Source organism: Siphonobacter aquaeclarae (assembly GCF_900103285.1).
Classification (GTDB): Bacteria; Bacteroidota; Bacteroidia; order Cytophagales; family Spirosomataceae; genus Siphonobacter; species Siphonobacter aquaeclarae.
Genome location: NZ_FNGS01000007.1, coordinates 329,980 through 355,732, shown reverse-complemented (window position 1 = coordinate 355,732; position 25,753 = coordinate 329,980). Strand labels below are relative to the sequence as shown.

Here is a 25,753-nt window from a genome sequence, read left to right as displayed (position 1 = left end):
ACACCTACCGGGTCGATGTCTTTACCGCCGCGGGAGCACGCGTCGATTCTTCCGCCTCGGCCAGCAGCGTCTGGCTCACCGGAGCGCCCCTCTCCCGCTCCATCCGCCTTTCCTGGCAGGCCAATGTCCCCTGGAGCAACGACAACCAGACTCACCGCGTCTACCGTCAGAGCCCCTCCGGCGCTTTCAACCTCATCCAGCAGGTAGCCGTTCAGGGAGCAGGTACCTATGTCTTTGTCGACGACGGCAAGGACCATGTCACCTCCGACGGTGACATCTCCACCACCCTGCATCCGGATTCCTCCTACTGCTACCGCGTCGAAACCGCAGGATCCTACAACGATACCCGCATTCATTCAGGCCTGCTTTTCAACTTCTCCCAGAAGCTGTGCCTGTCGCCCACCGATACCACCCGGCCCTGCCCGCCGGTGCTCAGCCTGGAGCTGCTCGACTGTCCGGCCTACCTCCAGGGCGCCTGTCAGGACGGACCCTACAGCAACAAAATGAGCTGGGTCGATGCCACCACAGGTCCCGGTGGAGAAGCCTGCGACAAAAACATCGTCCAATACAACATTTACTACAAGCGCTATGGGGATACAGGCGACTTTGCCAAAGTAGGCGAAACCAAGGCCCCGCCCACTCCGCCCAGCCGCAACTTCACCCACGACAACCTGGACAGCTATGCCGGCTGTTACTACGTCACATCCGTCAACCGGTTCGGCGTCGAATCCAAACCCAGCAATACCGCCTGTCAGGACAACTGTCCCGACTACCTGCTGCCCAACGTCATCACTCCCAACGGCGACGGCAAAAACGACACCTTCGAACCTATGAAGTGTCCCCGCTTTGTCAACCGGGTCGTCTTCCGGGTTTACAACCGCTGGGGCGTCAAGGTCTTTGAGCGAAGCGACGACATCCTCATCCGCTGGGACGGCAAAACCGACGGCGGCAAGGACGTCGCCGCAGGCACCTACTACTACGAAGCACAGGTCTTCTACCAGCGTCTCAACAAAGCCGATGAGAACAAACCTGTTGTGGTGAAGGGATGGGTGCAGGTGGTTAGGTAGCATGGGGCAGGGGGCAGAGGGCTTTAAGCTGTAGGCCTTAGGCGGTAAGCTGTGGGCGAAGAAGGTGGGGGTGTGTTGCTTACAGCTTATAGCCTATTGCTTAAAGCCCATTTAAAGCTTTTCCGTACCTTCCATCTCCATCCCCAACCTCTATGAAATACCTCTTCCTGCTTTTTACTGTCGTTGCGTTGCCGGCTTCGGGGCAACTGCCGTACCAATCCATCGTCCGGATTGACCCTAAACGACTCTTTTTCAGGGAAATAAGCTTAACCTATGAGGTCCCGATCAAAGGTACCTTTGCGCTGGAGGCTGGATTGGGCTACCGGTTCAACCGCCCCCATGCCGGACCCGAAATCAAGGGCATCGGAAGCGGCATGTTCGGCGGCTACGATATACAGCAGATGGCAAACCCGCATTTGCAGGCAATCAGCGTGTCTGTCGCACCCAAATGGTATGTTCCGGGGAGGGCTATGTTCTTGTCGACCATGCTCTTTTCCCGGTACTGGTGGTGTGATAAGGTCCGGGCTTCCTACGACAACGTGGAAGGCTATCGCTTCGATGCCCTGCGAACCGAGCGCATCGGCGTTATCGGCGGGAAGCTCCTCGTCGGTACCACCAGCAAACCCCGCGAAGTACTTTCCCGCGTGAATTACCTCATGACTGTCTACGCCGGCATAGGTTGGCGCTGGAAAGACATGCGCTATCAAAGCTGGGACGGGCAAGTCAACGACGAGCCCGTCGTTTACCTCGAAGAGCACTACCGCCAGAATATCCCCTCCCTTCACGGTGGTATACTGATTGGATTTGGGTTTCACAGGAAGGGAGGCAAGCTATAGGCTATAAGCTGTAGGCTATAGGCAATAAGCGCGCAAACGCAGCCTATCGCTTATAGCCTACAGCTTATTGCCATCATTACTCGCTATCAGGTGCCGCGGTGACTTTGATCGAAGCGGTTGATGTAAACGTTCTTCCGTATACGTCCTTCGCGCGTACTTCAATGGTTTGATCGCCTACGGGCAGTTTATTGGGCAGAGAAGCCTTCCAGAGGTGATCGCATTCTACCGGGTTCGACGGGCGGACGCCTTTCAGCTCTTCCGTCGAGCGGTCCCAGCGGAAACGGGTTTCCACCATCGCCGGGTCGGGTTCTTCGGCGCGTTTCATGGGTTTCCATTCGCCGTTGCCGATGCGGTATTCAAGTTCGTCTTTCGCCGTACCCTGGAAAAAGTTGGCATATACCTCCCCTTTTTCGGTCTGATTGGTTGCCATGACGCGCGGAGCGAAGATCCCAATCTTGTAATCCGCGGGCTTGCCTGCTACGCGGTAGTCAAACGCGTATTTGTTTCCATTGAACGTCAGGAACATATATCCCTTCGGCGTACCGTCGCGCATGGTCGATACCGGAATACCCTGGTCGTTCAGTTCGCCGGAGTACCAGTCGCCCGACGTCGTCCCCACGTTGTATTCATGGTGCGGTACTTCCCGCTGAAAACCTTCTTCTTTTCCGAAGAACGCATGCCGCTGGTAGTGCGTGTGCGCCGACAGGGCCAGGGTATTCGGGAAATCTTTCAGGGCGTTGAAAAGACGCTGGCGGTCAGCCGGCCGTACGTCATCAAACATCGGGATGTGGTAAGCCAGCACCACGAGGTAATCTTTCGGAACGAATTTCAAGTCGTTTTCCACAAACTCCAGTTGTTCCGGACGGAGACCTCCCCAATATCCTTTCGTATCGCGGGGGTCCGGATAGAGGATGTCGTCGAGTACGATGAAGTGTACTTTTCCCGATGAAAAAGCATAGGTATTGGGACCGAAGGCCGCTTCAAAGCTCTCGTCCGACAGACTATCGGCTTTCGCGTCGTAGTTCATGTCGTGGTTTCCCATAACGGCAAACCAGGGTACTCCCAGTTTCCCGATTACCTGCTGATAGGGTTGAAACAGCGTCGGATTATCCCCGACGAGGTCGCCGAGGCTGATGCCGAAACGGACGTCCTTGGTGAGGTTACGCGTTTCCTCTACTACTCCCTTGTCGAAAAAGGCAAGTTGCTGAGTAGTATATGCCTGCGGATCACCGAAGACAAGTACCTTGAAGTCAGCGGGTTCGTCGTCTTTCGTCAATCCGAAATCGACAGACGCCGGTAATACGCCGGTCGGCGCTACTCCCGCAAATTTGGTCTGAGGCGATCCCTGGGGTTTGTGACGGCGGAAAAACCGGGGCTGGTTGTCAGGTCCTACCGGAATCTGGTATCCTGACGGTTTAATGACAGAAATAATGTTATCCAATCCGACCGGCAGTGTATAAGCGCCTTTTGCGTCGGTGAGTACGACCTGGCGACCGTTCGTGACTGCTACGTTTGGAATACCGGCTTCTTTCTTGTCCTTTTTCCCGTTGCCGTTCGTGTCTTCAAACACCAGGCCGCGTACCTGCGATTGGGCCGCAGCAGATCCGAGTGAACCGGCGAGGAGGCCGGCCATCAGTATTTTTTTCATGTTCAGAGGTATTAGCTGTCCCAGTCGTCGTCGTCCGGAATGGTATCGTATTCTTCTGCCAGAAACTCAACCGCTTCTTCAAACAGGGCAACAAGCGGTGTATTCGGCTTTTCGTCGAACCAACGGACAACCGAATCAGGCGTGATGTACGGCGTATCGTCTTCGTCGCGCTCTACCTGCGCCAGAAATGCGGGATGCTCGGTGTGAATAAGGAAGTCGACATCGCCATCAGACGGAACGGACAGCAGAAATTTGGGAAGCATAATCAGAGACGTATGATTTCCCTGCAAAATTGCCCCCGCCGGCAGGCCGGAACAAGTTATCTTTTTGTGAAGCGGCTTAATGGGAAGGTAACGTAGCGGAGAGCATGGGGCAAAGGGCATGGGGCAGAGGGTACCCCCCATGCCCTCTGCCCCATGCCCCCTGCCCTACTCCAACTCCCCAAACTGCCCATACTGAAAATCCACAATTGCCTGCTGGATCTGTTCCTGGGTATTCATCAGGAAAGGACCATACTGGGCAATGGGTTCGTTGATGGGTTCGCCGCTCAGAACGAGGACGATACTCTGATCCATACCTTCGATTTCAAAATCGGTGCCCTCGTTTTTGAAGAGAACGAAGTTGTTTTCCGGAGCGATTGCCTCCCCGTTTACCTTCACTTTCCCCTCGATGACGAGCAGCGCTGTGTTGTCGGTTTCGGGAAATGAAAACGACGCTTTGCCGCCTGCGTTCAGGTGCGCATTGTACACGTTTAGAGGCGAAAACGTCCGGGCCGGGCCCGCCGTGCCTTCATAGCTGCCGGCGATGATGCGGATTTCTCCGCCGTTGTCCGGCAGGGCAACTTTTCCCATTTCAGCGGCAGTCAGCGCCTGATAGCCGGGCGCCGTCATTTTGTCTTTGGCCGGGAGGTTTACCCAAAGCTGCACCATCTGGAAAGGACCGCCTGCCCGGCTGAAGGCCTCTTCCTGGTATTCCTTGTGGAGAATACCGGCGCCGGCTGTCATCCATTGCACGTCACCCTCGCCGATGATACCGCTGTTGCCGGTACTGTCGTGGTGCGCTACCTTGCCTTTGTAGGCGATGGTGACGGTTTCAAATCCCCGGTGGGGGTGTGCGCCTACGCCGCGTTGTTGGGCCGACGGCGGTACAGTCATTTTTGCGTTGTAATCCAGCAGGAAAAAAGGACTCATCCGGCGGATTCCGATGGGGGTTCCGGGGAAGAAATTATGGACTTTGAATCCGTCTCCAACCCAGTGGGCAGGCGGCGGCGTCAATACGGCTTCTATCTGTTTTGTTTTCATGATCGATTGAAAAATGTTGATACAAATTTATTTCTATTAGCTATACATTTGTAAGTACTATATCAGAAGTAAGCACTAACCTTTTGTTTAGTATGGAAGAGACAGTAGACGGCCTCACGCAAAGCGAATGCATGCGCGACATGATCCCGGTCCGGGACGCAATGGATGTACTGAATGGAAAATGGAAACTCCCGATCATCGTTGCCTTACGATTCGGGACCAAACGCTTCCGGGAAATCAGCCGGGAGATACCGAAAATCTCCGACCGGATGCTTTCCAAAGAACTGAAAGACCTGGAAATGAATGAGTTAATCCACCGGAAAGTCTACGACTCCTTTCCGGTGGTAGTGGAATATTCCCTAACCGAATACGGCAAAACCCTCAACGCGGTGATTGAGACCCTGCGGGACTGGGGGCAAGCACACCGGAAACGGATGCTGGAGCGCTGATTTCGAAGCGGTTATGCGCTCCTTTGATTTCTCCGTGAGATTGTGACGCAACATAGGCCAGCCCACCGACGAACACCAGCGTCGCCAGGGTTCCCAGCGTCCATTCCCGCGGGGAAAAGTCTTCGGAAGCAAAAGGCGTCTGTACCTTCTTCATCCAAACCAGAAGCACCAGCCAGTTCACGATATACAGGTATTGCTCCGGGCGATACAGGCTCATAAAAGCGCCTGTAATGATCAGGCTATAAGCTGTGTAGAGCGCCAGATTGAGGAAGAAAAACGCGGAAACATCTGCATAGGTCGCTACTTTCCCGGCAAACCGCCGGTACGACCAGACAGCGAAGGCCAGTAACAGCGCCAGCGCTACCCACCGCACGAAAGCGGCAGTACCACTGTCGCCACCCAGCGGCTCCAGGGTTTCGATCAGGCGCTTGTCGGTCACGGATTGCTCCCAGACCAGAAACGGAATCACCAGTGCTACCAGCAGCAACGGCGCTATCGGCGTGGTTCCTGATTCTTCTTCCGTCTCCCATTCCGACGTGAAAGTCCCGTATGCCATCCCGATTCCACCGAAAAATCCGATGGAATACTCCATGACATTCCAGAAGTTAAATGCGATTTCGGACACATGGCCCATCGTCTGCAGGAAGTTGCCGAAACCAAAGCCGAAACCCGCGCCCAGCGCCGAAAAGAACGCGACGCGCAGCGCCGATCCATACCCGTTTCGCACCAGATACCACAGCAGGGAGGCTGCCATGCCGAAACATACCGCCCAGGCTTCCGAGCGGGGCGGCGTCATGAGGTACCCGAGCTGCTCGATGAGCAGGTAGTACCCGATCACACCCGCAGCGACGAGCTCCGCCATCAGCAGGTGCCACTGCACCGGTTTTTTGCGGGAAGATGACAGGGCCAGTCCGAATAGTCCGCCCCCGAGAAATCCGAATAACGCGCCGATCAGGAAGAGCATGCCCAGCCCGTAGTACGCATTTCCGAAGTCGGTGCTGCGTCCGTACCCCACCACTATTCCATACGAAATCATGCCCGTGACGCCCCATCCGAGGGCCGAGGCGAGGGTCGCCGGAAAGAGCCGGGCGTACCAGTCCGGCCGTTTGGCCAGCAGGATAATGGCGATCGCACCGAACCCTCCGGCCCAGGCAGCGCCCTGTTCGTGACCAAACTGCCCGCGGATGGCCCAGGCAGTACCCAAAGACATCCCCGCCAGCAGCAGGGACCAGATAAGGCGGTTGTTCATTTCCGGTGGTGCCGGAGGTATCAGCCGGCCCGGATAGTACGTCGCCGGGATTAAAAAAGACTATCCGGCGGGCGTTTGCTTTACTTTTTCAGGCTTTCGAGGATGATTTTGTTCTTTTCTTCCGGGGAAAGCGTATTCCGGTAGCGATAAAGTACCGTCTCCCAATCGCCATAGGCAGAATTGGGGAGAACGATGAATTTCTTCCCGAACAACCCCGCAGACGCATCGAGAGCTTTCTGCCGGCGGTCTTCCGGCGTCGGATCATCTTTTACTTTATCAAAGACAGCACTGAAATCCGACAGGTTGTCTCCCAGCAGCAATGCGATTTCAAAACGCTCCTGTACCTTTTTCCGGCGGTTTTCCTTGCTCGACTCGCCGCTGCGAAGCACCAGGTGCGCGTCGTCCGCAAAGGGAAACCGGTACTTCCGGAGGTTTTCAAGGGTTGCGGCGCGTTCTTTTTCATCCCGGTTGGTGATGTAGAATACCTCCACGCCTTTTGATTCGGCATAGGAAAAGAAGGCCCGCGCCCCGGCGAGGGTATCCGCCCGGGCCTCGGCCGTCCACGCCGCCCAGGATGCCGGTTCATAGTCTTTTCCGGCGAGGCTCTGGCGTACGGCGTACGGACTGTTGTCCAGCACAGTTTCGTCGATATCCGTCACCACGGCCAGGGGTTTGGTGTGGGGCTGGGCAAGGGCCTCGTCGAGCCGGAACCGGGCCGTTGCATATGCCTGAAAACACAATGCTCTGTACTCGGCGGCTTTTTGCTGAAAGAGAGAGGCCCATAGCTTGCCGTCGACCGACACCGGACGAACAGCCGTTTTCTGGGTATGGCAGCCGGCCATCGCCAGTACCGACAGGAAGAGGAGTGCTTTTTTCATACGGAGGGTGTGATGAACAGGGCAAAGGTATCAGCCCGTGAGAGACTTCATCCCGAAAATAGAAAAAGGGCTGCCTCTTTCTCAGAGACAGCCCCGGCGACCTGATAGTCTGTGAAGTCCGTGTAGTCTGTGAGAAAAAATCGGCTCACAGACTACACGGACTTCACAGACATTACCACCCCTGATTCTGCGTCAGCGTATTCTTGCTGTTCTGGATTTCGATCGGCGGGATCGGCCAGACGTGGTGTATCTGCGGGTTGAAGGTACGGGCTTCGTAAATCACCCGGCCGTCTGCATGGTGCAGCGGCTGCGCGTATACTTTCTGGGCATCGCCCCAGCGCACGAGGTCAAAGTGACGGTCGGTCCACTCCCCTGCCAGCTCGCACCGGCGTTCCCGCTTGAGGTCGTCGATGGTTGCATTGGTCAGGTTTGCCAGGCCGGCACGGTTACGGATCGCATTGATCTCGGTATCGGCGTTTTTACCCTGCATGAGTTTGGCTTCGGCCTTCATGAGCAGGAGATCGGCGTAGCGGAGCAGGGGTACGTTGAGGGCGGTCGACGGCTTGTCACCGTTTGCATTCACGTACGTCCCGATCGGATTCAGGTAGCCATAGGGCTCCATGTACTTGCGGAACTGGTAGCCGGTCCGGTTGGAAGAGCTGACCACGAACCCGCCGACGTTGTAGGTACGCTCCAGGCCGAAGTACATGAACTTGTCTCCGGTTTTGAGGATGGTCGCTTCGCGGCGTTTGTCGCCCGTTTGGTACGTGTCGTAGAGTTCTTTCGTCGGGTAGAAGTTCCCCCAGCCGTTGTACAGACCCCAGCCTTTGTCGTCGAGGCAGACACCCGGGAAGATGCAGCCGTAGCGGGTATCTGCGGCGCTGGAGGTTACCGACCAGATGTATTCTTTTGACCAGTTATTGGCCACTTTGAATACGTCTTCGAACGAGGTCAGCAGGCCGTGTTTGCCGCTCGCAATCACCATATCGGCATATTTCTCGGCATTCGCCCAGTCCTTCGCGTACAGGTATGTCCGGACGAGGTACGCCCAGGCAGCGGTCTTGTGGGCACGGCCGTAATCGCTCGTGGTGTATTCGTTGAAATACGGCAGCAGATCTGCCGCTTTCTTCAGATCCTCAGCGATATAGGCATAGTTTTCGGCCACGTTTTTCGTCCGGGGAACGTAGATATTTTCCGGATTGGCGCGGTCCTGAATGGGGATACCTGCGCGGCCGTCGCCGTACCGGTACGCCAGTTCGAGGTGCATCACGGCGTGGTTGAAATAGGCTTCGCCGAGGTAGCGCTTTTTCAGGGTTTCGTCCATCGTAATGCCCGGAACGTTCTTGATTACGTCGTTACACCGCTTCATCACCTGGTAGTGCTTGGCCCAGATGTTCTTGGTATCCGATTCGTTGCCGTCGACCTGGAAGTTCTTGATCCGCTCGGCATTGGCGCGGGGCTTGGTACCGATGTCGTCGGAGGCGTTGTTGAGCCAGAAAAATCCGCGGCCGTACATATCGTCGTCGCTGTAGAGCTCGTAGATGCTGTTGACACCGGCGAGGGCGTCGCTGGAAGTTTTCCAGAAGTTGCCGGTCGTCGGCGCCCCCTGAGGCGTGAGATCCAGGCTTTTATCACACGAGGTGCTCAGCAGGCACAGGGCAGGCAGGAGAACTCGAAGTACGTTTTTCATCGCTTAGAAAGAAAGGTTTACGCCGAACATATACACACGTGACAGCGGGTACTTGCCCACATCGAGGCCGAAGCTGCTCACGCCTACTTCCGGATCCATGCCGGTGTATTTGGTGATCGTCAGCAGGTTCTGTCCGGTGAGATAGATCCGGGCACGGACCGACTTCGTCACCGTTGCCGGTACGGTATAGCCGACCGTCAGGCTCTTCAGGCGCAGGTAGCTGCCGTCTTCGAGGTAGAAATCGGAGATCCGGCCGAAGTTGTTATTGGGATCCGAGCCGGCACGGAGGCGGGGAATCTTGCCGCCGGTGTTGGTCGGGCTCCAGGCATCTTTGACGTCTTCCAGCATGTTATAGCCGGGGTATGCGCCGGGATTCATCGCCAGGTTACGGAGAGAGTTGAAGACCTTGTTACCAGCCGATCCCTGGAAGAACACGTTCAGGTCAAACCCTTTGTAAGACGCGTTTCCGTTGAGACTGAAGGTCTTCGTCGGCAGTACGCTGCCCAGCACAACCCGGTCCTTGTCGTCGATTTTTCCGTCGCCATTGTTGTCGATAAACTTGAAGTCACCGGCTTTGGCGTTGGGCTGATAGGCCGTTCCCTGTGCGTTGACGTACTTTTTGGCCTCTTCATCCGACTGAAACAAACCGCCCGTCGTATACCCGAAGAAAGCGCCGAACGGCTGGCCTACCATGTGGAAGTTGGAGTACGGAAGGCTGCGGACGGTCGAGCCGGTTTGCAGCATTTCCTGTCCGGAAGGCAGCGCGCGTACTTCGTTTTTCAGGTAAGCGAAGTTGACACTGACGTCATAACGCAGCGCGCCGCGGCTCTGCTGGTAGTTCAAACCCAGCTCAATCCCGCGGTTTTCGGTTTCACCGGCGTTGATCGTCCGGCCGTTTGGTACCCCTGCCAGACCGGGAAGCTGCTCCTGGAAGAGCATGTTTTTGTTCTTCTTCGAGAAAACGTCGATCGTGGCCGACAGGCGGTTCTGCAGCAACCCGAGGTCGAGACCGATGTTGGCCTGCTCGGAAGTCTCCCAGCGAAGGTTCGAGTTCGACAGCGCGGTTTCAGCGTAGCCGTAGTTGACCACCGGCGTCGCGCCGATCATCGCCTGCGTCTGCGCCAGCGGAATACTGTAGGCATAGTCTGACAAGCCGGCCAGGTTTCCGATCTTACCCCAGCTCGCGCGGAGCTTCAGGTTCGACAACCAGTTGACGTCTTTCAGGAACCCTTCTTCCATGATATTCCAGCCCGCAGAAAGCGAAGGATACCACTCCCAGCGATTGGCTTTCAGCAACTTGGAGGTTCCGTCGCGACGGATAATCGCCGAGAACAGGTACTTCTCGCCATAGTTGTAGTTAACCCGGCCGACATACGATTCCAGCCCGCGTTCGTACACGTTCGACTGGTCATACACAATCAGCTTGGCATTTTTGAGGTACCGGAGCGACGGATCTTCGTTGTCGAAGCCGGTACCCTTCACCCCGAAGCTCTCGCTCTTGGTGTACTGGTAGGTATGGCCGGCGAGGAGTTCGAGGTTATGCTTGCCGCCGAAGGTATGCTTGTATGTAACCGTCTGCTCGTTGAGGAAGTCGGTCGTCGACGCATTACTCTGGTACAATTCATTGTAATCGAAGATCTTACCCGGCTCCGTGATGCGGACGTTGAACTGCTTGTAGTTGTTCTTGATCTGCGTGATACCCCAGTTGCTGCGGAATTTCAGGTCTTTCAGGATATCCCACTCCAGGTACGGGTTGATGAAAACATTCGACACCGGATTCCGGTTGTCAAGGCGCTTCAGGTAGGCGACCGGGTTGATAAGGTCTCCATATGAACCGGCATATTGCTCAGGTACCCCGCCGAAACGACCGGAGCCGTCGGTGCGGTAGATCGTCGCATTCGGCGGATAGAAAATCGCCGTCAGAATGGCGCCGGTATACGCGCTGTTGGTATTCCCGGTCTGCCCGTTGTTGACAGTATAAGACATGTTTTCGCCAATCGTCACGCCGCGGGCAATCTTATGCGAGGAATTCAGGCGGAAGGTATAGCGATCGGAGAAGGTATTCAGCAGTACCCCTTCGTTTTTACGGTAACCTCCTGAGAAAAAGAAGGTTGACTTTTCTGATCCGCCGCTCACTGACGCATCGATGTTGTAGATTTTCCCGGTCTGGAATACTTCGTCCATCCAGCGGGTTTTGGTAATGCGGGAATCCGGGTTGATGGTAGCATCAAAAGCCGGAATCCGGGGCAGCCCGGCATTGTCGGTTGCCGTGTTCATCGCGTCGGCAAAGCCGGCTGCGTCGAGCGGTTTCAGGCGTTTCGCTACCTGCTGGAATCCCTGCTGATAATTGAGGTTGACTTTCACCTGACCGGCGGCGCCTTTCTTCGTCGTCACCAGAATAACCCCGGCAGACGCCCGCGCACCGTAAATCGCTGCCGACGCATCTTTCAGTACGCTGACCGACTGGATGTCATTCGGGTTGATGGAGCTGAACGTTCCGGGATAGATCACACCGTCGACAACCAGCAGCGGGCTTTCGTCGTTGAGTGAGCCGATACCCCGGATTTTGATCGTGGGCGAAGCGGTAGGATCGCCGCCTTCGTTTACGACCGTCACCCCGGCAACCGTTCCCTGAAGTACTTCGGCCGCGCTGTTGTAGTTCCGGCTGCCGATTTCCTTGGTCGGGATCGTCGATACCGCGCCAAGTACTTCTTTTTTCTGCTGGGAACCGTACCCGACAACGACCATTTCTGACAGCTGGCGGGCGGTAGGCGTCAGGGCGACGTCCACCGATGTACGGCCCTTCACGTCTACTTCCACCGAGTTGTACCCGACGTAGGAAATAACCAGCATCGTATTTTCATCGGGGACATTGAGGCGGAACCGGCCGTCCGCGCCCGTAGTCGCGCCGGTCGTTGTTCCGCGGACGACTACCGTGGCGCCTGAAAGCGCTTCGCCGGTCTGCTGGTCGCTGACCCGGCCGGTGACGATAAAACGCGGACTTTCCGGAGCGGCTTCTTCTTTTTTACTGATTTTCAGAAGAATATGTTCTTCAACCTGCTGATAACCCACGCCGCAGGCCGGTAGTACTTCGTTCAGAACACTGAAGATAGCCCGGTTGCGGGCGTGAACGGATACTTTCTGTTTAAGCGCTTCGCTGAGTGACGAATTATAGACAAACCGGAAGGTTGTCTGATTCTCAAGGCGGGTGAGGACGTCTTTCAGCGGGACGTTAACGGCCTCCAGCGTGATGGTAGCTTCGGGGCGATCCGGCTGGACATGGCCCTGAGCAAGGGGAAGAATGCCGGCGAGGAGCATCAGCATCATCCACACAGTCTTTTTACTCGAATAAATGTGGCGCATAAGGTGATCGGTAAGTAATGTTCAGGGGAGAGTCTTTTTCAGACCTGTACGAAGAGAGGGTGATCTGAAAAGCAGTTGAGCATAGGCAGTTGATGAATTTTGGGTGTGTAAGGGGCTAGTTGCATCCTTTTCCGGTGAGCGTCACGCTGTTTCCATCCTGCCGGTAGCGCGCGCCTACATAGGCGCTCACGACGGCCAGAACTTTCTCCAGGCGCGGATGATCAAATCGGGTAGTCAGGCGGCAGTTTTTCAGTTTTTCGTTGGAAAAAGTCAGGTCAATACCGAAACGGCGGTGAAGCATGCGCCCGATTTCGGCCAGAGAGGCGTTATTCAGGACCAGGTTATCTTCGGTCCACGAACGGTAGATACTCACATCCGGAACGACTTCGCTCATTAGTTTTTGCGACGATTTGTCGAATACCGCCCGTTGTTTCGGCGTCAGGTTTACCGCTGTTTTTTCGTCGTGGGAAACGTTCACTTTGCCGGTGAGAACGGCCACTTCCACCTCCGGCTCGTCGGCATACGCCCGGACGTTGAAGCTGGTACCGAGTACTTTCGTCTGCACGGATCCACTCCGGATCACAAAGGGGTGAGCCGGATCCCGGTGTACTTCGAAGTAGGCTTCCCCTTCCAGTTCAACATTCCGGTCCCGGAAGGATTTGGGGTACTTCAGGCGGCTGTGCGCATTCAGCCATACCCGCGAGCCGTCGGGTAGTGTCAGCCGGGCCGTTTTGCCGGTAGGCACCGAATATTCCGCGTAAACAGGTATTTCAGCCACCTGCGGCACCGATCGGGTAAACCAGTACGCGCCGGCGCCGACCAGTAGCAGCAGCGAAGCCACGGCGCCATAGCGGTACCAGGTAGTCAGGCGGCGGGGCATTCCGCTCCGCAGGCGCGACCAGATACGCTGATACGCTTCCTCTTTATCGTCCTTATCTTCAGCGAATTCCCAGCTTTCCTCCGCAATGACTTCCCGGAGCAAGGCCTCTCCTTCCGGCGTGGCAAGCAGCCGCAGGGCTTCTTCCCGTTCCGGTCCGGTGCACTCGTCTCTCAGGTAGCGTTGTATCAATCTTTTTTTCAATTCGTGTTGCTTTTAACCGCCATACACGAAAGCCCGGGGAGCAGGGTAGTCCGGGGATACCATTTTTTTGAAAAAATTTCAGCGAAAGAGAAATGCGAGGAGCAGGGTCACGTCCAGGTGCCGGCGCAAGACGGCGCGGAGCAGCTTTCCGGCCTTGACCATGTGGTCTTTGACAGCATCGCGGGTGATGCCGAATTCGGTAGCTACTTCTTCGTAGGATTTTTCCTCAAACCGGCAGCGTTCGAATACTTCCCGGCGTTTGGGGGGCAGCAGGGCGAGGGCGTCGCGGGTGAGCTGTTCGTACTCCTGTCCGACGAGCGGGTCTTCGTCGGTCGAAACCGGCAGTTGCCGCGCGGCTTCTCCCGTCAGCCGCTCCCGGCGGGCCTGCTCGCGAAAATGATTGAAGACGTGGTTCCGGGCGAGGGTGTGGAGGTATCCGCCGGCGGACCGGTCAGGGTCGAGCTGCTCACGCGTATCCCAGATCTTCAGAAACACGTCATGCGTAAGTTCCTCAGCCACAGCATCTGATCCGGTCAGGCGAAGGACAAAATGGTAGGTTGTTTTCTTGTAGGCGTGGAAGAATTGTTCGAACGCGGCGGGGTCTCCTGCTATCAGTCGATGCAGCAGTTGCTTCTCGTCGTTTATCCTTGCGTGAATCGCCATGACCTGTCAAATGTCTGCAAAATAGAGGACCTTCCGGAAGAGGCCCCCTACTTCAGCCATTATCTTATCATGAATTTTCCTAGAGACCCGTCGTTGTGACCGTCAGCGTAGTCGTATAATTTCCACCCGGTTTGTAAAAATCTGGCCCTCCCAATGCGCGGTAGCGCACATTGACCGTGATATCAATCGCAAGCAGCGTCAGCAATCCTGTAGCCAGATTTTGATTCACAGTCGAAAGAAAAAATTCCGAGCTGGAGGTCAGCAGCGACACACCTGTACCGGAAAACGAACTGGCATACATCGCCACCTGCGACACGGGAATGGTGTAGCTTCCGTTGGTCAGGTTACCAGAAGCCCGCACCTGTATCGCCCAGGCAAGGCCGAGCGTACCGGTTACTTTGAAGGTATTATGATTGATGGTCACCCCGTTTTTGTAGTCATTGACGGTAACGAACGAGATAGTCGGGCTGCCCAGGGTTGTGACCGTCAGGGCGGCAGGCTTTTCAACCGGCTTATCGCGGTCGTCTGCCTGTGCGTCAGGACATACCCAAAACAGCGTAAGGAGTGCGGCGAGGTACTTCATTCGATTTTCATTTCCAGTTCGGCAACTTTCACGTCGGCATCGGGACCGCTGTCGGCGATGGCTGAGAGCAGGTATTTACCGGGTTTAACAGTTGCCGGCAAATCAATTGTCACCCAAAACGACTCTCCCGGAAGCGAATTGAACGGCACCGGATCGAGTTTGACTTCCGCATCGGTGTCCATATTCAGCAGTTCCAGCCGCATGAAACTCTCCAGCGGGAGGTTGCCTCGGTTTTCGATACGGGCCTGAATCTGGCGGACAGAGCCGTTTTTTGTCGCACGGATATCCGTCACTTCCACCTGCCGGTGTTTATTGGCCGATGGCAGAAAATACGCGTGAACGCCCAGTTGCAGCTTAAACAGCAGCATCGCCTGGGCTTTCGATTTGGCGGCGAGCTCCTTTTCGTTCACCTGAGTCAGGAAAATCATGGCGTTCCGAAGCTGCCGGTCGGCCGGTTCCGGCGCGCGGAAAGACACCAGAACCTGTGCTTCCTGACCGGCGTTGAGTTCAACGGATTCAGGACTGAAGCGCAGGTAGCGGCAGCAGGTAGTAGGCAACTGGCCGGGGTCGTAATAGACCTTGGAGCCCAGGGAGTCCCGCTTCCAGTCGGCACAGCTCAACTGCAGCACAATTTTCTCGGCGGAGGGATTGACGACCCGGATGAAGGCCGTCTGCGCAGTTCCGACCGATTCCGGAAAAAACAAGCGCACCGGACTGACCTGAACGCCGGTCTGCGCCCGGAGGGACAGGGAGATTCCTCCTGCCAGCAGCGTCAGGAGTATACGGGTAAATAGGTTCATAAAACGCGTCAGGCGCCCGGCGGACGTCAGATAACTAAGAGCTCATGCAACTAAGAGGAAGGGTCGCCGGAGCGGCAGCCCTTCCTCCAAATACCTGATACCGCTTTCTTACAGGGCGGTGGCAGTGTACGTTAAGGTGGTCGTATACGTACCGCCCGGCTTGAAGAATGCCGCGTCGCTGCCACCCGGGGTGCTATATCTCAGGTTAAGCGCTTTGGACATGGTCCCCGGAACATTGGAGGCCAGGGCCTGGTCGGCAGTCGTCAGTGCCACACCCGTAGCAGGCGTTACGCCGAGATCCGTGTTCGTGATGGCTACGGTTACTTTTCCAATGGCGATGGTATTGCTGCTCGGTCCGGTGAGATCGCCGGCAGCCTTTACTTTCAGGTCAAAATTCCGGTTGCTGGAAACAACCAGCTGGCCCGCCACATTCACCGTCACTCCGGAGGTATAATCGGCTACTGTCGTATAGTTGATGTCAGTCGTTGCAACCGATGTTGTCAGCGAAAGGATGTTGGTCAGGTTGACATTCAGCGTCACGCTCTGAGCCTGCGCACGGATACCAAAAAGCAATACAATAATCATAAAAGACCAGACGGTCTTCCCGGCGGAAGGGACAATCTTTTTCATGAAGGAGGGGATTTTTTTGTTAGGATTTTTTTTACTTTAGCATCAGGTATTTGTTCCCCCTAGTTTAGAGAATATTATCTGTTCCGCCAAATGCATTTCCGTTTTTTTGGTTTAGTACTCCTTATCTGTATAAGGGCGTCGGGACAGACCGTTCCGGACCAGGCTTTCTCTATACGTTTTACGAAGGATTCGCTGGTCGCCGAACCGGGCACGACCGTCTCCACCCGCCTGCTGATCCGCAATATTTCTGATCGTTCGCTGACGCTTCCCGCACAGTGGGTATATAGCCCTGACTGCAAGAATATTAGTACATTACCTACTCAAATTACATTAGCTCCCGGCGCAGAAACCGGCTTTCCCGTCAAATTTCTCCTTTCGCAAAATCCGCACTCCGGCCAGCAATTGATTACCGTCCGGATTACCACTTCTTCCGGAACGGTACAAAGCACCTTACGTATAAGGTTAAGCGACCCGAATCCGGCATGGTTATTAAGTACCGATCAGGATCAGCCGTCTTTTCTCAATCCGACAGAGGGATTACGCCTTTCCGTACGCATACGCAATCAAACGTTTCGCGCGCGAAATGTCCGGTTCGAGCTCGGCTCCTACCCCGCCGGGTTCGATCTGCCCGCCGCCCGTGAAAAACTCCTGATTCCGGCGCGGACCGATACCACGATTACCGTCTCCTGCGTCACCAACCGCTATGTCAATACCCAGGCCAACTACCTCCTGACACTGACGGTCAAAGACTCCACCGGCGACCACATCGGCTCCCTTCTCTTTAAACCCTTTTTCCAGACCAGCGAGCGGCGTTTTACAAGTGCCGACCCCGGGCGGAATCTGTTCCCGAATGCCATTCAGGCGGGGTTTGCACGACTGGGTTCGGGCATCACGAACCGGGAAATCAGGCTTTGGGGGCAGGAAACCTCCGAAAACGGATCCTTACGCTATCAGGCTCAGTACCTGAACATTACACCCGGCCCGCGCAATGAACTACGTGACGCGTTCGTGGAACTGCAAAAAAAGAGCACCACCATCCGCGCCGGCAATCTTTATGATTACCAGGAACTGGCCCTGCTCGGGCGGGGCCTTCATATAGGAAAGGGCCTGCCTGCCGGCAAACTGGACTTCCGGGTGCTCGACAACAATTGGAACCTGCTCCATTCCTTCCGCGATACGACCAACGTCACTACCTATTCGCTTCAATGGCAGGGATACGCCGGCAAAAACAAACGGCTGCTGCTTGGCCTTTCACCCAACTACCAGACCGGGCACCGGTTTCAAAACGGTCTGATCTATACGACGGCTACCTATCAACCCAATTCCCGCCATTTCTTTTCCCTTGTTCTGGGAGGCAGCAAAACCTGGTCTGCAGACCGGCGCTATGCCCGCGACGGCCAGGCAGCCGGTCTTTCCTATACGTTCGATATTCCGGCGCTTGAATTCCGGAATCGCCTGTACTTCAGCACACCGGGCTATGCCGGTTTTCAGAAAGGCGCCCGCAACATCGATTCCTGGCTCGTCGCCCGGAAATCCTTTCGAAACCGGTATGCCCTGCACCTGAATACGTTCCGGTATGAAGACGCCCGGCAACCGGACCTTCCGCGATACGGCATGACCATCGCGGAAGGCATCTATACCCGCACCTCCGGCCGCTGGGTATTTACGCTGAAGCCGTACTATTTCGGTCAGGTCGGCGGCGATACAGTGGCACGGCGAAGCGATGCCTATCGGCTTGCCTCCTCTGTCGCTTACCAGGCAAAGCAGACCCGCATCGAGGCCGGATACGATCCCGGACGAACCTTCGGTGTGGATCCTGTCTTCAGCCAGCGGTTCAACCTTATCCTGTCATCTCCCGTCTTCGGTCTCTATGCGCTGTATCAGCGCGGGCCGTATTTTCTGACGGATGTAGCGGAACATCCCTCGGATTTTCGTCTTTTCTCTACGACGCCCAGCGTCCATTTCAACGGAAAGACCTTTAAAGGATATGTAGGCGTCAATGCTACGTTTGACACGCGCGCAGGTGGGTGGACAACCCAGCTGGTCGGCCAGATGACCGTCCGCATTACAGACGATGTATTTCTGCTGGGAGAAGCCGCTGCTTTTTCCCGGGATGCAACCCTGTTCCGGCAGCCGGAAACGATCGTCACGACCGGGCCGCAATACCGCCTGAGCGTACAAAAACGGCTTCGCAGTTTCCGGAAGCCTCCGGGACGGACCCTCCGCCTGCGGTTTTTCGAAGACCTGAATCTAAACGGACTGCCGGATACCGATGAACCGGGCTTGCCCCGGCTGGTAGTCCGGATCAACGGCTCTACGCTCGTGACCGACGAAAAAGGAGCGATTGTGTTCAAAGGACTGCCGGAAGACACCTATGAGATACAAGCCTACGGCACCTTCCAGTCAGGCAACCCGGCCATGTACACCGAACGAATTTCCCTGACGCTGTCCGTTTCCCGGGAAATTCCGCTCAAGCGAACCGTACGCGTATCAGGCGTACTCCGGGCGCCGGAACAGAAATACCTGCAGCAAAAGGTGGACTTCAGCCAGTTCAAGCTGGTCGCAAGCGATGCGGCCGGCGTCGGATACCCGGGATACCCGGATCGTGACGGGCATTTCTGCCTCTTCCTGCCGGCAGGAAACTACCGGGTCGATATCCTCGACCTCCGGCGACCGGCAGCGGAAGCTGTGGTGTATTCAGCCCCGCTGACGGTTGAAAGCCGCAAAGAGCCCGGCTCTTTCGATATTCTGCTGGAACACCTGCACCGGTCGGTCGAGGTACGTCGCCTGCAAAGCCGGCTGTGAACAATTACTTCCGTTTTCCGGTCCTTCCTGCTTTCTTTACGGGCATTGGCTCATCGCTTCTTCCTTCCTGCTATGAAAAAACTCGTTACTCCGCTATTGCTGCTGGCCGGCCTGCATACAGCCGCCGCACAGGTTTCGTATCAACCTCCTGTTTTTACGGATGAAAACAGGGCTCAGAAAGTCTCGGCACTCATTCCGGCTGTCGAAAAAATCTACAAGGAGTATGCCGAGAAAAACCACCTGCCCGGCATGGCATGGGGTATTGTGGTAGACGGCAAACTCGTCGCTTCCAATGGATATGGCTACACCGATGTAGCTAAAAAAGTAGCGGCTACACCGAAATCCCTTTTCCGGATTGCGTCGATGAGCAAGAGTATCACAGCGATGGGTATTTTGAAGCTTCGGGAAGAAGGCAAGCTTAAACTGGATGATCCGGTGGCGCTTTATATCCCGGAATTGAAGAAATCTCCGGCGCTGACCAAAGATGCTCCATCGATTACCATCCGCCACCTGCTCACGCATGCGGCGGGCTTTCCGGAAGACAATCCCTGGGGAGACCGCCAACTGGCCGATACGGAACAGGAGCTTCTCGATCTGCTTTCCACCGGAATCGCCTATTCCAACGCTCCCGGGCTTACCTATGAGTACAGCAACCTCGGGTTTGCCATGCTCGGCCGGATCATCAGCGTTGTCTCCGGAAAACCATATCAGCAGTACCTCAATGAGCGCATTTTCAAGCCATTGAGTATGGAAAATACCGTTTGGGAATATGAAAAAGCCCCGGCGCCGTTGCTCGCGCATGGGTATCGGTATGAAAACGATGCCTGGTCGGAAGAGGCCCTGCTGCACGACGGTATTTACGGAGCGATGGGCGGCGTCATTACTTCTGTAGAAGATTTCGCGCGGTATGTAGCAGTTCACCTGGATGCCTGGCCCCCGCGCGACGACCGGGAGACGGGTCCTGTACCCCGCCATGCCGTCCGGGAAATGCACCATCCGTGGAATTTCACGGGGATGTTCAACCGTCCGAAAAAAGACGGAACGCCCTGCATGGCCGCCAGTGCCTACGCTTACGGCCTGGCCTGGAACCGGTATTGCGACGGGAAAGTAAGCATCGCGCACAGCGGCGGGCTACCCGGATTCGGGAGCAACTGGCGCATTCTGCCTGAGTATGGCGTTGGTATTATTTCCTGCGCCAACCTTACCTATGCAAATATGGGGTATGCCAACAGCCTCGTGCTCGACACCCTCTTAACCGTCCTGACGCCCCGGAAACTACCGGTTTCGTCCGTACTCGAACAACGGAAGCAGGCCCTCATTCCTCTCCTTACCAACTGGAGCGGCGCGGAGAAATCGGGGCTGTTTGCGGAGAATTTCTTCGCCGATCAATCCGTCGCCCTGCGTGAAAAACACTGCCGGGAAGTATTCGCACGGGTCGGGAAAATCACCCGGATAACAGCATTAATCCCCGAAAACCAGCTTCGCGGCGCATTCCGGATGGAAGGCGAAAAGGGAACCATTCAGGTATTTTTTACGCTAACGCCGGAGCACAGGCCGCTGATCCAGCAACTCGACGTCTGGGAAGCCCACCGGTAACCAATCAGTTTTATGGAATACAGAACACTGGGGAATTCCCCTGTACAAGCCTCTGCCGTGACGTTCGGGGCATGGGCTATTGGCGGATGGATGTGGGGCGGCTCTGATCGCGCCGATGCCATCGAAGCCATCCGGGCGTCGTTCGACGAAGGCGTTACTTCCATCGACACCGCTCCTATTTACGGCCAGGGACACAGCGAAGTGCTGGTGGGCGAAGCCATCAAAGGTATCCCGCGTGAAAAAGTGCAGCTGCTGACCAAATTCGGTATGCGCTGGGATACCCGGCAGGGTGATTTTGCTTTTCACACGACGGACAACGACGGCAACCCGCTGGATGTATTCAAATACGCAGCCAAAGAAAGTGTGATCCGGGAGTGCGAAGACAGCCTGCGCCGGCTCGGCACCGACTACATCGATCTGCTGCAAATCCACTGGCCGGACAAAACGACGCCCGTCAGCGAGACCATGGAAGCGCTGGAAATCCTCCTTCAGCAGGGAAAGATCCGCGCGGCCGGTGTCAGCAACTATTCGGCGGAGCTTTTGAAAGAAGCCCGCCAGACACTCGCCGTTGCCTCCGATCAGGTTCCTTACAGCATGGTGGAGCGGTCGATCGAGAAAGAACTGGTCCCTTATTGCCTCGAAACGGGTACATCCATCATTGCATACAGTCCGCTGCAGCGGGGGTTATTAACCGGGAAAATCAAACCGGATCATGTTTTTGCTCCGGGCGATCACCGTCCGGGAACGCTCTTCTACCGTCCGGAAAACATCCGCCGGATCAATGCCTTTCTTGACAAAATCCGGCCGCTGGCGGGAGACAAAGGGGTATCGCTCTCCCAGCTCGTTATCCGGTGGACGATCGATCGACCCGGCATCACGGTAGCGCTTGCCGGCGCCCGGAACGCTGCCCAGGCGGCAGAAAACGCCCGTGCGGCGGCCTTTTCCCTCGCTGCTGACGAACGAAACCTGATCGATACCGCACTTGGCGAACTGGTACTGGAAAGCTGATCAGGCGGTTTTACGATAAATCGGGCGGACCTTTCGACAAGGTCCGCTCTTTTTTTATTCAGTTTCAGAGAGATAATCCGGCCGGAAGGGAACGAATCCCGTAAGCTTGCTTTTTCTTTGCTTCTTTAAGCCGAAAACACCTATTTTTGCCGCATCGCATCCGGAAGGAGGACAGAACTGATGTCTCTTTTCTCCTTTCATGTATTGAGCAAAAAACAACCGTTTGCCTGACCGCACGAGTAATCCGGCCCCGAAAAACGGCCGGTGGTCCCCTGCGCAATGGCCCAATTCGCGAAAGCATGATCCCCGAAGTTGTCCAGCGGATACCGCTTCAGTACTACATTTTCTTCGCTTCGGCCTTGTTTGTGATCGGCATCGTGGGGGTATTGACCCGCCGCAATGCGATCATCATCTTTATGTCCGTCGAGCTCATGCTGAACGCGGTCAACTTATTGCTGATTGCTTTTTCGACATACCGGTCCGACCCCAACGGGCAGGTTTTTGTCTTTTTCATTATGGCAGTTGCAGCAGCTGAGGTGGCCGTTGGCCTGGCCATTATCGTTATGATTTACCGGAATGTCCGTTCGGTGGATATCGGCCTTCTCAACAAACTTAAGTGGTAACCTGTTCCGCCGCCCTGCGTGCACGTAATCCATTAGCTGACAGCCATTTATGAATCTTGCCATACTTATTCCCCTCCTTCCTTTTCTGGGTTTCCTGATCAATGGTCTGGGTTTCCGCCGCATTCCCAAGGCCGCTGTCGGCCTGATCGGAACCGGCGCCGTCCTGGGTTCTTTTGCCATTGTGCTGAGCCTGTTCTCGGGCTTTACCGGAACGGCCCAGGTGGTACCCGTTTACGACTGGTTTACCGTCGGCGATTTCAATGTCTCCTTCGGTTTTCAGATTGACCAGTTGTCGCTGCTGATGATGCTGATTATCACCGGCATCGGTTCGCTCATTCACTTGTACAGCATCGGCTACATGCATCACGACGAAGGTTTCGGCAAATTTTTTGCCTTCCTGAACCTCTTCGTTTTCTTCATGCTGCTGCTGGTGATGGGTTCCAACTACCTGGTGATGTTCATCGGCTGGGAAGGAGTAGGTCTCTGCTCGTATCTGCTGATCGGGTTCTGGAACAAGAATCCGGAATACGGCTACGCGGCCCGCAAAGCTTTTGTCATGAACCGCATCGGGGACCTCGGTTTCCTGATCGGTATATTCCTGATTGTAGCCCGTTTCGGCAGCCTGGAGTTCGCATCGGTATTCCCGGCGGCGGCACAGCTTCAAACGGGAGACGCCGGTCTTTTCTGGATTACCTTCTGTCTCTTTATCGGAGCGATGGGTAAATCGGCACAGATTCCGCTGTATACCTGGCTGCCTGACGCCATGGCCGGCCCTACGCCCGTTTCGGCCCTTATTCACGCCGCGACGATGGTAACGGCCGGTATCTACATGATCGTCCGGTCCAACGTACTCTATACCCTGGCGCCTGAAACCCTGCATATTATCGGCTGGGTAGCACTGGCGACGGCCCTCCTGGCAGCGTCCATCGGTCTTTTCCAGAACGATATCAAGAAAGTACTCGCCTACTCGACCGTTTCGCAGCTTGGCTATATGTTTATGGGCCTCGGCATGGGCGCCTATACTTCCGGATTCTTCCACGTGATGACGCACGCGTTCTTCAAGGCGCTGCTGTTCCTTGGCGCCGGATCGGTCATTCACGCCATGAGCGACGAGCAGGATATCCGCTACATGGGCGGCCTGCGCAAGAAACTGCCCATTACGTTTACGACGTTCCTGCTTGGTACGATTGCGATTTCCGGTATTCCTCCCTTTGCCGGTTTCTTCTCGAAAGATGAAATCCTGGCGCATGTATACGAACACAGCCCGCTGATGTGGGGCCTGGCCGTTTTCGGTTCGATGATGACGGCGTTCTATATGTTCCGCCTGCTGTTCCTGACGTTCTTCGGCGAATTCCGCGGTACGCATGAGCAGGAGCACCACCTGCATGAGTCTCCGCTGACGATGACCCTGCCCCTGATGGTTCTGGCAGTCCTCTCAGTTATCGGCGGTTTCTTCAATGTTCCTGAAATCCTCGGCGGGACGGCCAAACTGGAGCAGTTCCTCGATCCGATTTATCAATATGCCCGCCAGGCCAATCCGGAAGCGTTTGCCGGTGTCCACCTGGACCACTCTACCGAATTCATGCTGATGGGTGTGTCGGTAGCCGGTGCGGTTATCTCCATTATTGCGGCCTGGGTTATCTATATCTCCCGGAAGAGCGTTCCGGCGCCCGACGAGCAGGTATCCGGCCTTCAGCAGGTTATTTACCGGAAGTACTATATCGACGAATTATACGACGCCGTATTCGTCAAACCCATTCAAGCACTTTCACGCTTCTTCTACTCTGTTGTAGATAAAGGCGGTATTGATCGCTTCGGTGTGGAAGGCGTAGGTCGTTTCGTCAAAGGCCTCGCCAACGAGTTCCGCCTGTTGCAGACGGGTGCTACCGGTTTTTATGTACTCATGATGGTGACGGGTATCGCCGTTATCCTGGTGTACAGCCTTCGGTCATTGATTTTCGGATAATCGTTCCAACTACTGGACAACAAGTACATGCTTACTCTTGCTCTGATTCTGATTCCTCTCGTGGCGGCCGGTGTGTTGCTGGCGCTGCGTGGTGGTGCGGTAAAGCGGGTCGCCCTGATTGCCTCCCTTGTGGAATTTGGCCTGGCCACGTACCTCTTCACGGCTTTCCGTCCCGATACCTCCAGCCAGTTTGCGCTGTCGTTCGACTGGATCAAATCCGCCGGCATTCAGTTTGCCATCGGTGTCGACGGCATCAGTATCCTGCTGCTGCTGCTCAGCACGCTGCTGGTTCCGCTGATTATTCTGTCGACATTCCATCACAGTTATAAGAATCCGTCTTCGTTTTACGCCCTCATCCTGGCCATGCAGGCCGCGCTGGTGGGTGTATTCGTGGCGAAAGATGCCTTCCTGTTTTACTTTTTCTTCGAAGCGGCGCTGATCCCCATTTACTTCATTGCCGCTCTCTGGGGCGGGGAGAACCGGATTGCGGTGACGTTCAAGTTCTTCATTTACACCATCTTCGGGTCGCTTTTCATGCTGCTCGCGCTGGTGTATCTGTACCTTCAGACGCCGGGTACGCACTCGTCTCTCATCTCTGCTTTTTATGAGCTGAACCTTTCGGCGGCGCAGCAATCCTGGTTGTTCTGGGCGCTGTTCATTGCTTTTGCGATCAAAATGCCGGTGTTCCCGTTCCATACCTGGCAGCCGGATACCTATGTAGAATCACCAACGCCGGCAACGATGCTGCTCGCCGGTATCATGCTCAAAATGGGTACCTACGGGTTGATCCGCCTGCTGCTGCCGGTGGTTCCCGAGGGCGTTCATCAATGGGGTACGGTGGTGATTATTCTGTCGGTGATCGGAATTGTGTATGGTTCCATTATCGCCATCCAGCAGCAGGATATGAAACGCCTGGTGGCGTATTCGTCTTTTGCGCACGTAGGCCTGATGTCGGCGGGGATTTTCTCGCTCACGCTCGACGGTCTTCAGGGCTCCCTCATCCAGATGCTGGCGCACGGTATCAACGTGGTGGGGCTTTTCTTCATCGTCGAAATCATTTTCAGCCGGACGCAGTCCCGGGATCTCCGTCAACTCGGCGGGATTACCCAGCATTCACCCGTCCTGAGTGTATTCTTTATCATTCTGGTGCTGGGCAGCGTTGCCCTTCCGCTCACCAACGGTTTTATCGGCGAATTCCTGCTTCTCAAGGGCGTGTTTACATACAACGCCTGGATCGGGGTAGTGGCCGGTACGACAATCATCCTCGGGGCGGTATATACCCTGCGCATGGTGCAGAAGTCCATGTTCGGATTGCAGACGGCAACAACCGAACAGTTCACGGACGTCAACACCAACGAAATCCTGGTACTGATTCCGCTGGCGATTCTGGTATTCTGGATCGGACTTTTTCCGAATGTGTTTCTGAAGTTGACCGAACCGGCAGTAGCAGACTTGCTTCGTTCTCTGAAATAACCGTTTCCCGGCGATCGATTTCCCGGCGATTCATCCCTATTGAA

Annotated in this window: 21 protein-coding genes; 9 read left to right on the top strand and 12 right to left on the bottom strand. The window is 55.6% G+C overall.

Annotated features, from left to right (window positions below):
• Both BLR09_RS19440 and BLR09_RS19435 read left to right on the top strand, forming a co-directional pair.
• The coding region (locus BLR09_RS19440; RefSeq protein WP_143011161.1) for a T9SS type B sorting domain-containing protein at positions 1-1,067 on the top strand (1,067 nt) is incomplete at its 5' end.
• A 152-nt stretch (positions 1,068-1,219) separates the two neighbouring features.
• A complete protein-coding gene (locus BLR09_RS19435) occupies positions 1,220-1,903 on the top strand; it encodes a hypothetical protein (RefSeq protein ID WP_093206051.1) in 684 nt (227 codons plus the stop codon).
• A gap of 76 nt (positions 1,904-1,979) precedes the next feature.
• Here BLR09_RS19435 and BLR09_RS19430 read toward each other — a convergent pair whose 3' ends face one another.
• The 3 genes from BLR09_RS19430 to BLR09_RS19420 form a co-directional block, all read right to left on the bottom strand.
• The gene (locus BLR09_RS19430) at positions 1,980-3,551 is read right to left on the bottom strand and encodes a calcineurin-like phosphoesterase C-terminal domain-containing protein (protein ID WP_093206049.1); all 1,572 of its coding nucleotides are present in this window, start codon (positions 3,549-3,551) and stop codon (positions 1,980-1,982) included.
• 11 nt (positions 3,552-3,562) lie between these two features.
• The gene (locus BLR09_RS19425) at positions 3,563-3,814 is read right to left on the bottom strand and encodes a hypothetical protein (protein WP_093206047.1); all 252 of its coding nucleotides are present in this window, start codon (positions 3,812-3,814) and stop codon (positions 3,563-3,565) included.
• Positions 3,815-3,979: 165 nt separating this feature from the next.
• Positions 3,980-4,852 (bottom strand): pirin family protein, encoded by an 873-nt coding sequence (locus BLR09_RS19420; RefSeq protein WP_093206045.1) that lies wholly within the window; start codon positions 4,850-4,852, stop codon positions 3,980-3,982.
• Positions 4,853-4,944: 92 nt separating this feature from the next.
• Here BLR09_RS19420 and BLR09_RS19415 point away from each other — a divergent pair, with 92 nt between their 5' ends.
• Positions 4,945-5,301 (top strand): winged helix-turn-helix transcriptional regulator, encoded by a 357-nt coding sequence (locus tag BLR09_RS19415; RefSeq protein WP_093206043.1) that lies wholly within the window; start codon positions 4,945-4,947, stop codon positions 5,299-5,301.
• Here BLR09_RS19415 and BLR09_RS19410 read toward each other — a convergent pair.
• The 9 genes from BLR09_RS19410 to BLR09_RS19370 all read right to left on the bottom strand — a co-directional run bounded on the left by BLR09_RS19410 (position 5,234) and on the right by BLR09_RS19370 (position 16,238).
• Complete coding sequence (locus BLR09_RS19410) at positions 5,234-6,550, bottom strand: hypothetical protein (RefSeq protein WP_176785615.1); 1,317 nt, start codon at positions 6,548-6,550, stop codon at positions 5,234-5,236. The genes BLR09_RS19415 and BLR09_RS19410 overlap by 68 nt on opposite strands.
• 80 nt (positions 6,551-6,630) lie before the next feature.
• A complete protein-coding gene (locus BLR09_RS19405; RefSeq protein ID WP_093206041.1) occupies positions 6,631-7,428 on the bottom strand; it encodes a 5'-nucleotidase, lipoprotein e(P4) family in 798 nt (265 codons plus the stop codon).
• Positions 7,429-7,600: 172 nt separating this feature from the next.
• Complete coding sequence (locus tag BLR09_RS19400; protein WP_093206038.1) at positions 7,601-9,118, bottom strand: RagB/SusD family nutrient uptake outer membrane protein; 1,518 nt, start codon at positions 9,116-9,118, stop codon at positions 7,601-7,603.
• A 3-nt stretch (positions 9,119-9,121) separates the two neighbouring features.
• Positions 9,122-12,481, bottom strand: a complete 3,360-nt coding sequence (locus BLR09_RS19395) for a SusC/RagA family TonB-linked outer membrane protein (protein ID WP_093206036.1) — start codon at positions 12,479-12,481, stop codon at positions 9,122-9,124.
• A 115-nt stretch (positions 12,482-12,596) separates the two neighbouring features.
• Positions 12,597-13,562 carry a FecR family protein gene (locus BLR09_RS19390; RefSeq protein WP_093206034.1) on the bottom strand — a complete coding sequence of 322 codons (966 nt, stop codon included), beginning with the start codon at positions 13,560-13,562 and terminating at the stop codon, positions 12,597-12,599.
• 78 nt (positions 13,563-13,640) lie between these two features.
• Complete coding sequence (locus tag BLR09_RS19385) at positions 13,641-14,225, bottom strand: RNA polymerase sigma factor (RefSeq protein WP_093206032.1); 585 nt, start codon at positions 14,223-14,225, stop codon at positions 13,641-13,643.
• A gap of 79 nt (positions 14,226-14,304) precedes the next feature.
• On the bottom strand, positions 14,305-14,808 hold the full coding sequence (locus BLR09_RS19380; RefSeq protein ID WP_093206030.1) for a hypothetical protein: 504 nt from the start codon (positions 14,806-14,808) through the stop codon (positions 14,305-14,307).
• The gene (locus BLR09_RS19375) at positions 14,805-15,608 is read right to left on the bottom strand and encodes a fimbrial biogenesis chaperone (protein WP_093206028.1); all 804 of its coding nucleotides are present in this window, start codon (positions 15,606-15,608) and stop codon (positions 14,805-14,807) included. The genes BLR09_RS19380 and BLR09_RS19375 overlap by 4 nt, the downstream gene beginning before the upstream one ends.
• Before the next feature lie 108 nt (positions 15,609-15,716).
• Entirely contained in the window at positions 15,717-16,238 is a 522-nt protein-coding gene (locus BLR09_RS19370; RefSeq protein WP_093206026.1) for a hypothetical protein, read from the bottom strand.
• A gap of 90 nt (positions 16,239-16,328) precedes the next feature.
• On the opposite strand from BLR09_RS19370, the gene BLR09_RS19365 reads away from it, so the two are divergent.
• The 6 genes from BLR09_RS19365 (at position 16,329) to BLR09_RS19340 (ending at position 25,709) form a co-directional block, all read left to right on the top strand.
• Positions 16,329-19,043, top strand: coding sequence for a hypothetical protein (locus BLR09_RS19365; RefSeq protein ID WP_093206024.1), 2,715 nt, complete (start codon positions 16,329-16,331; stop codon positions 19,041-19,043).
• Between the two features lie 72 nt (positions 19,044-19,115).
• Positions 19,116-20,639, top strand: a complete 1,524-nt coding sequence (locus BLR09_RS19360) for a serine hydrolase domain-containing protein (protein WP_093206022.1) — start codon at positions 19,116-19,118, stop codon at positions 20,637-20,639.
• Between the two features lie 12 nt (positions 20,640-20,651).
• Positions 20,652-21,647 carry an aldo/keto reductase gene (locus tag BLR09_RS19355; protein ID WP_093206019.1) on the top strand — a complete coding sequence of 332 codons (996 nt, stop codon included), beginning with the start codon at positions 20,652-20,654 and terminating at the stop codon, positions 21,645-21,647.
• Between the two features lie 299 nt (positions 21,648-21,946).
• Entirely contained in the window at positions 21,947-22,270 is a 324-nt protein-coding gene (gene nuoK / locus BLR09_RS19350) for an NADH-quinone oxidoreductase subunit NuoK (RefSeq protein WP_093206017.1), read from the top strand.
• A 49-nt stretch (positions 22,271-22,319) separates the two neighbouring features.
• The gene (nuoL, locus tag BLR09_RS19345; protein WP_093206015.1) at positions 22,320-24,236 is read left to right on the top strand and encodes an NADH-quinone oxidoreductase subunit L; all 1,917 of its coding nucleotides are present in this window, start codon (positions 22,320-22,322) and stop codon (positions 24,234-24,236) included.
• Between the two features lie 27 nt (positions 24,237-24,263).
• Positions 24,264-25,709, top strand: coding sequence for a complex I subunit 4 family protein (locus BLR09_RS19340; RefSeq protein ID WP_093206013.1), 1,446 nt, complete (start codon positions 24,264-24,266; stop codon positions 25,707-25,709).
• Positions 25,710-25,753 lie beyond the last annotated feature (44 nt).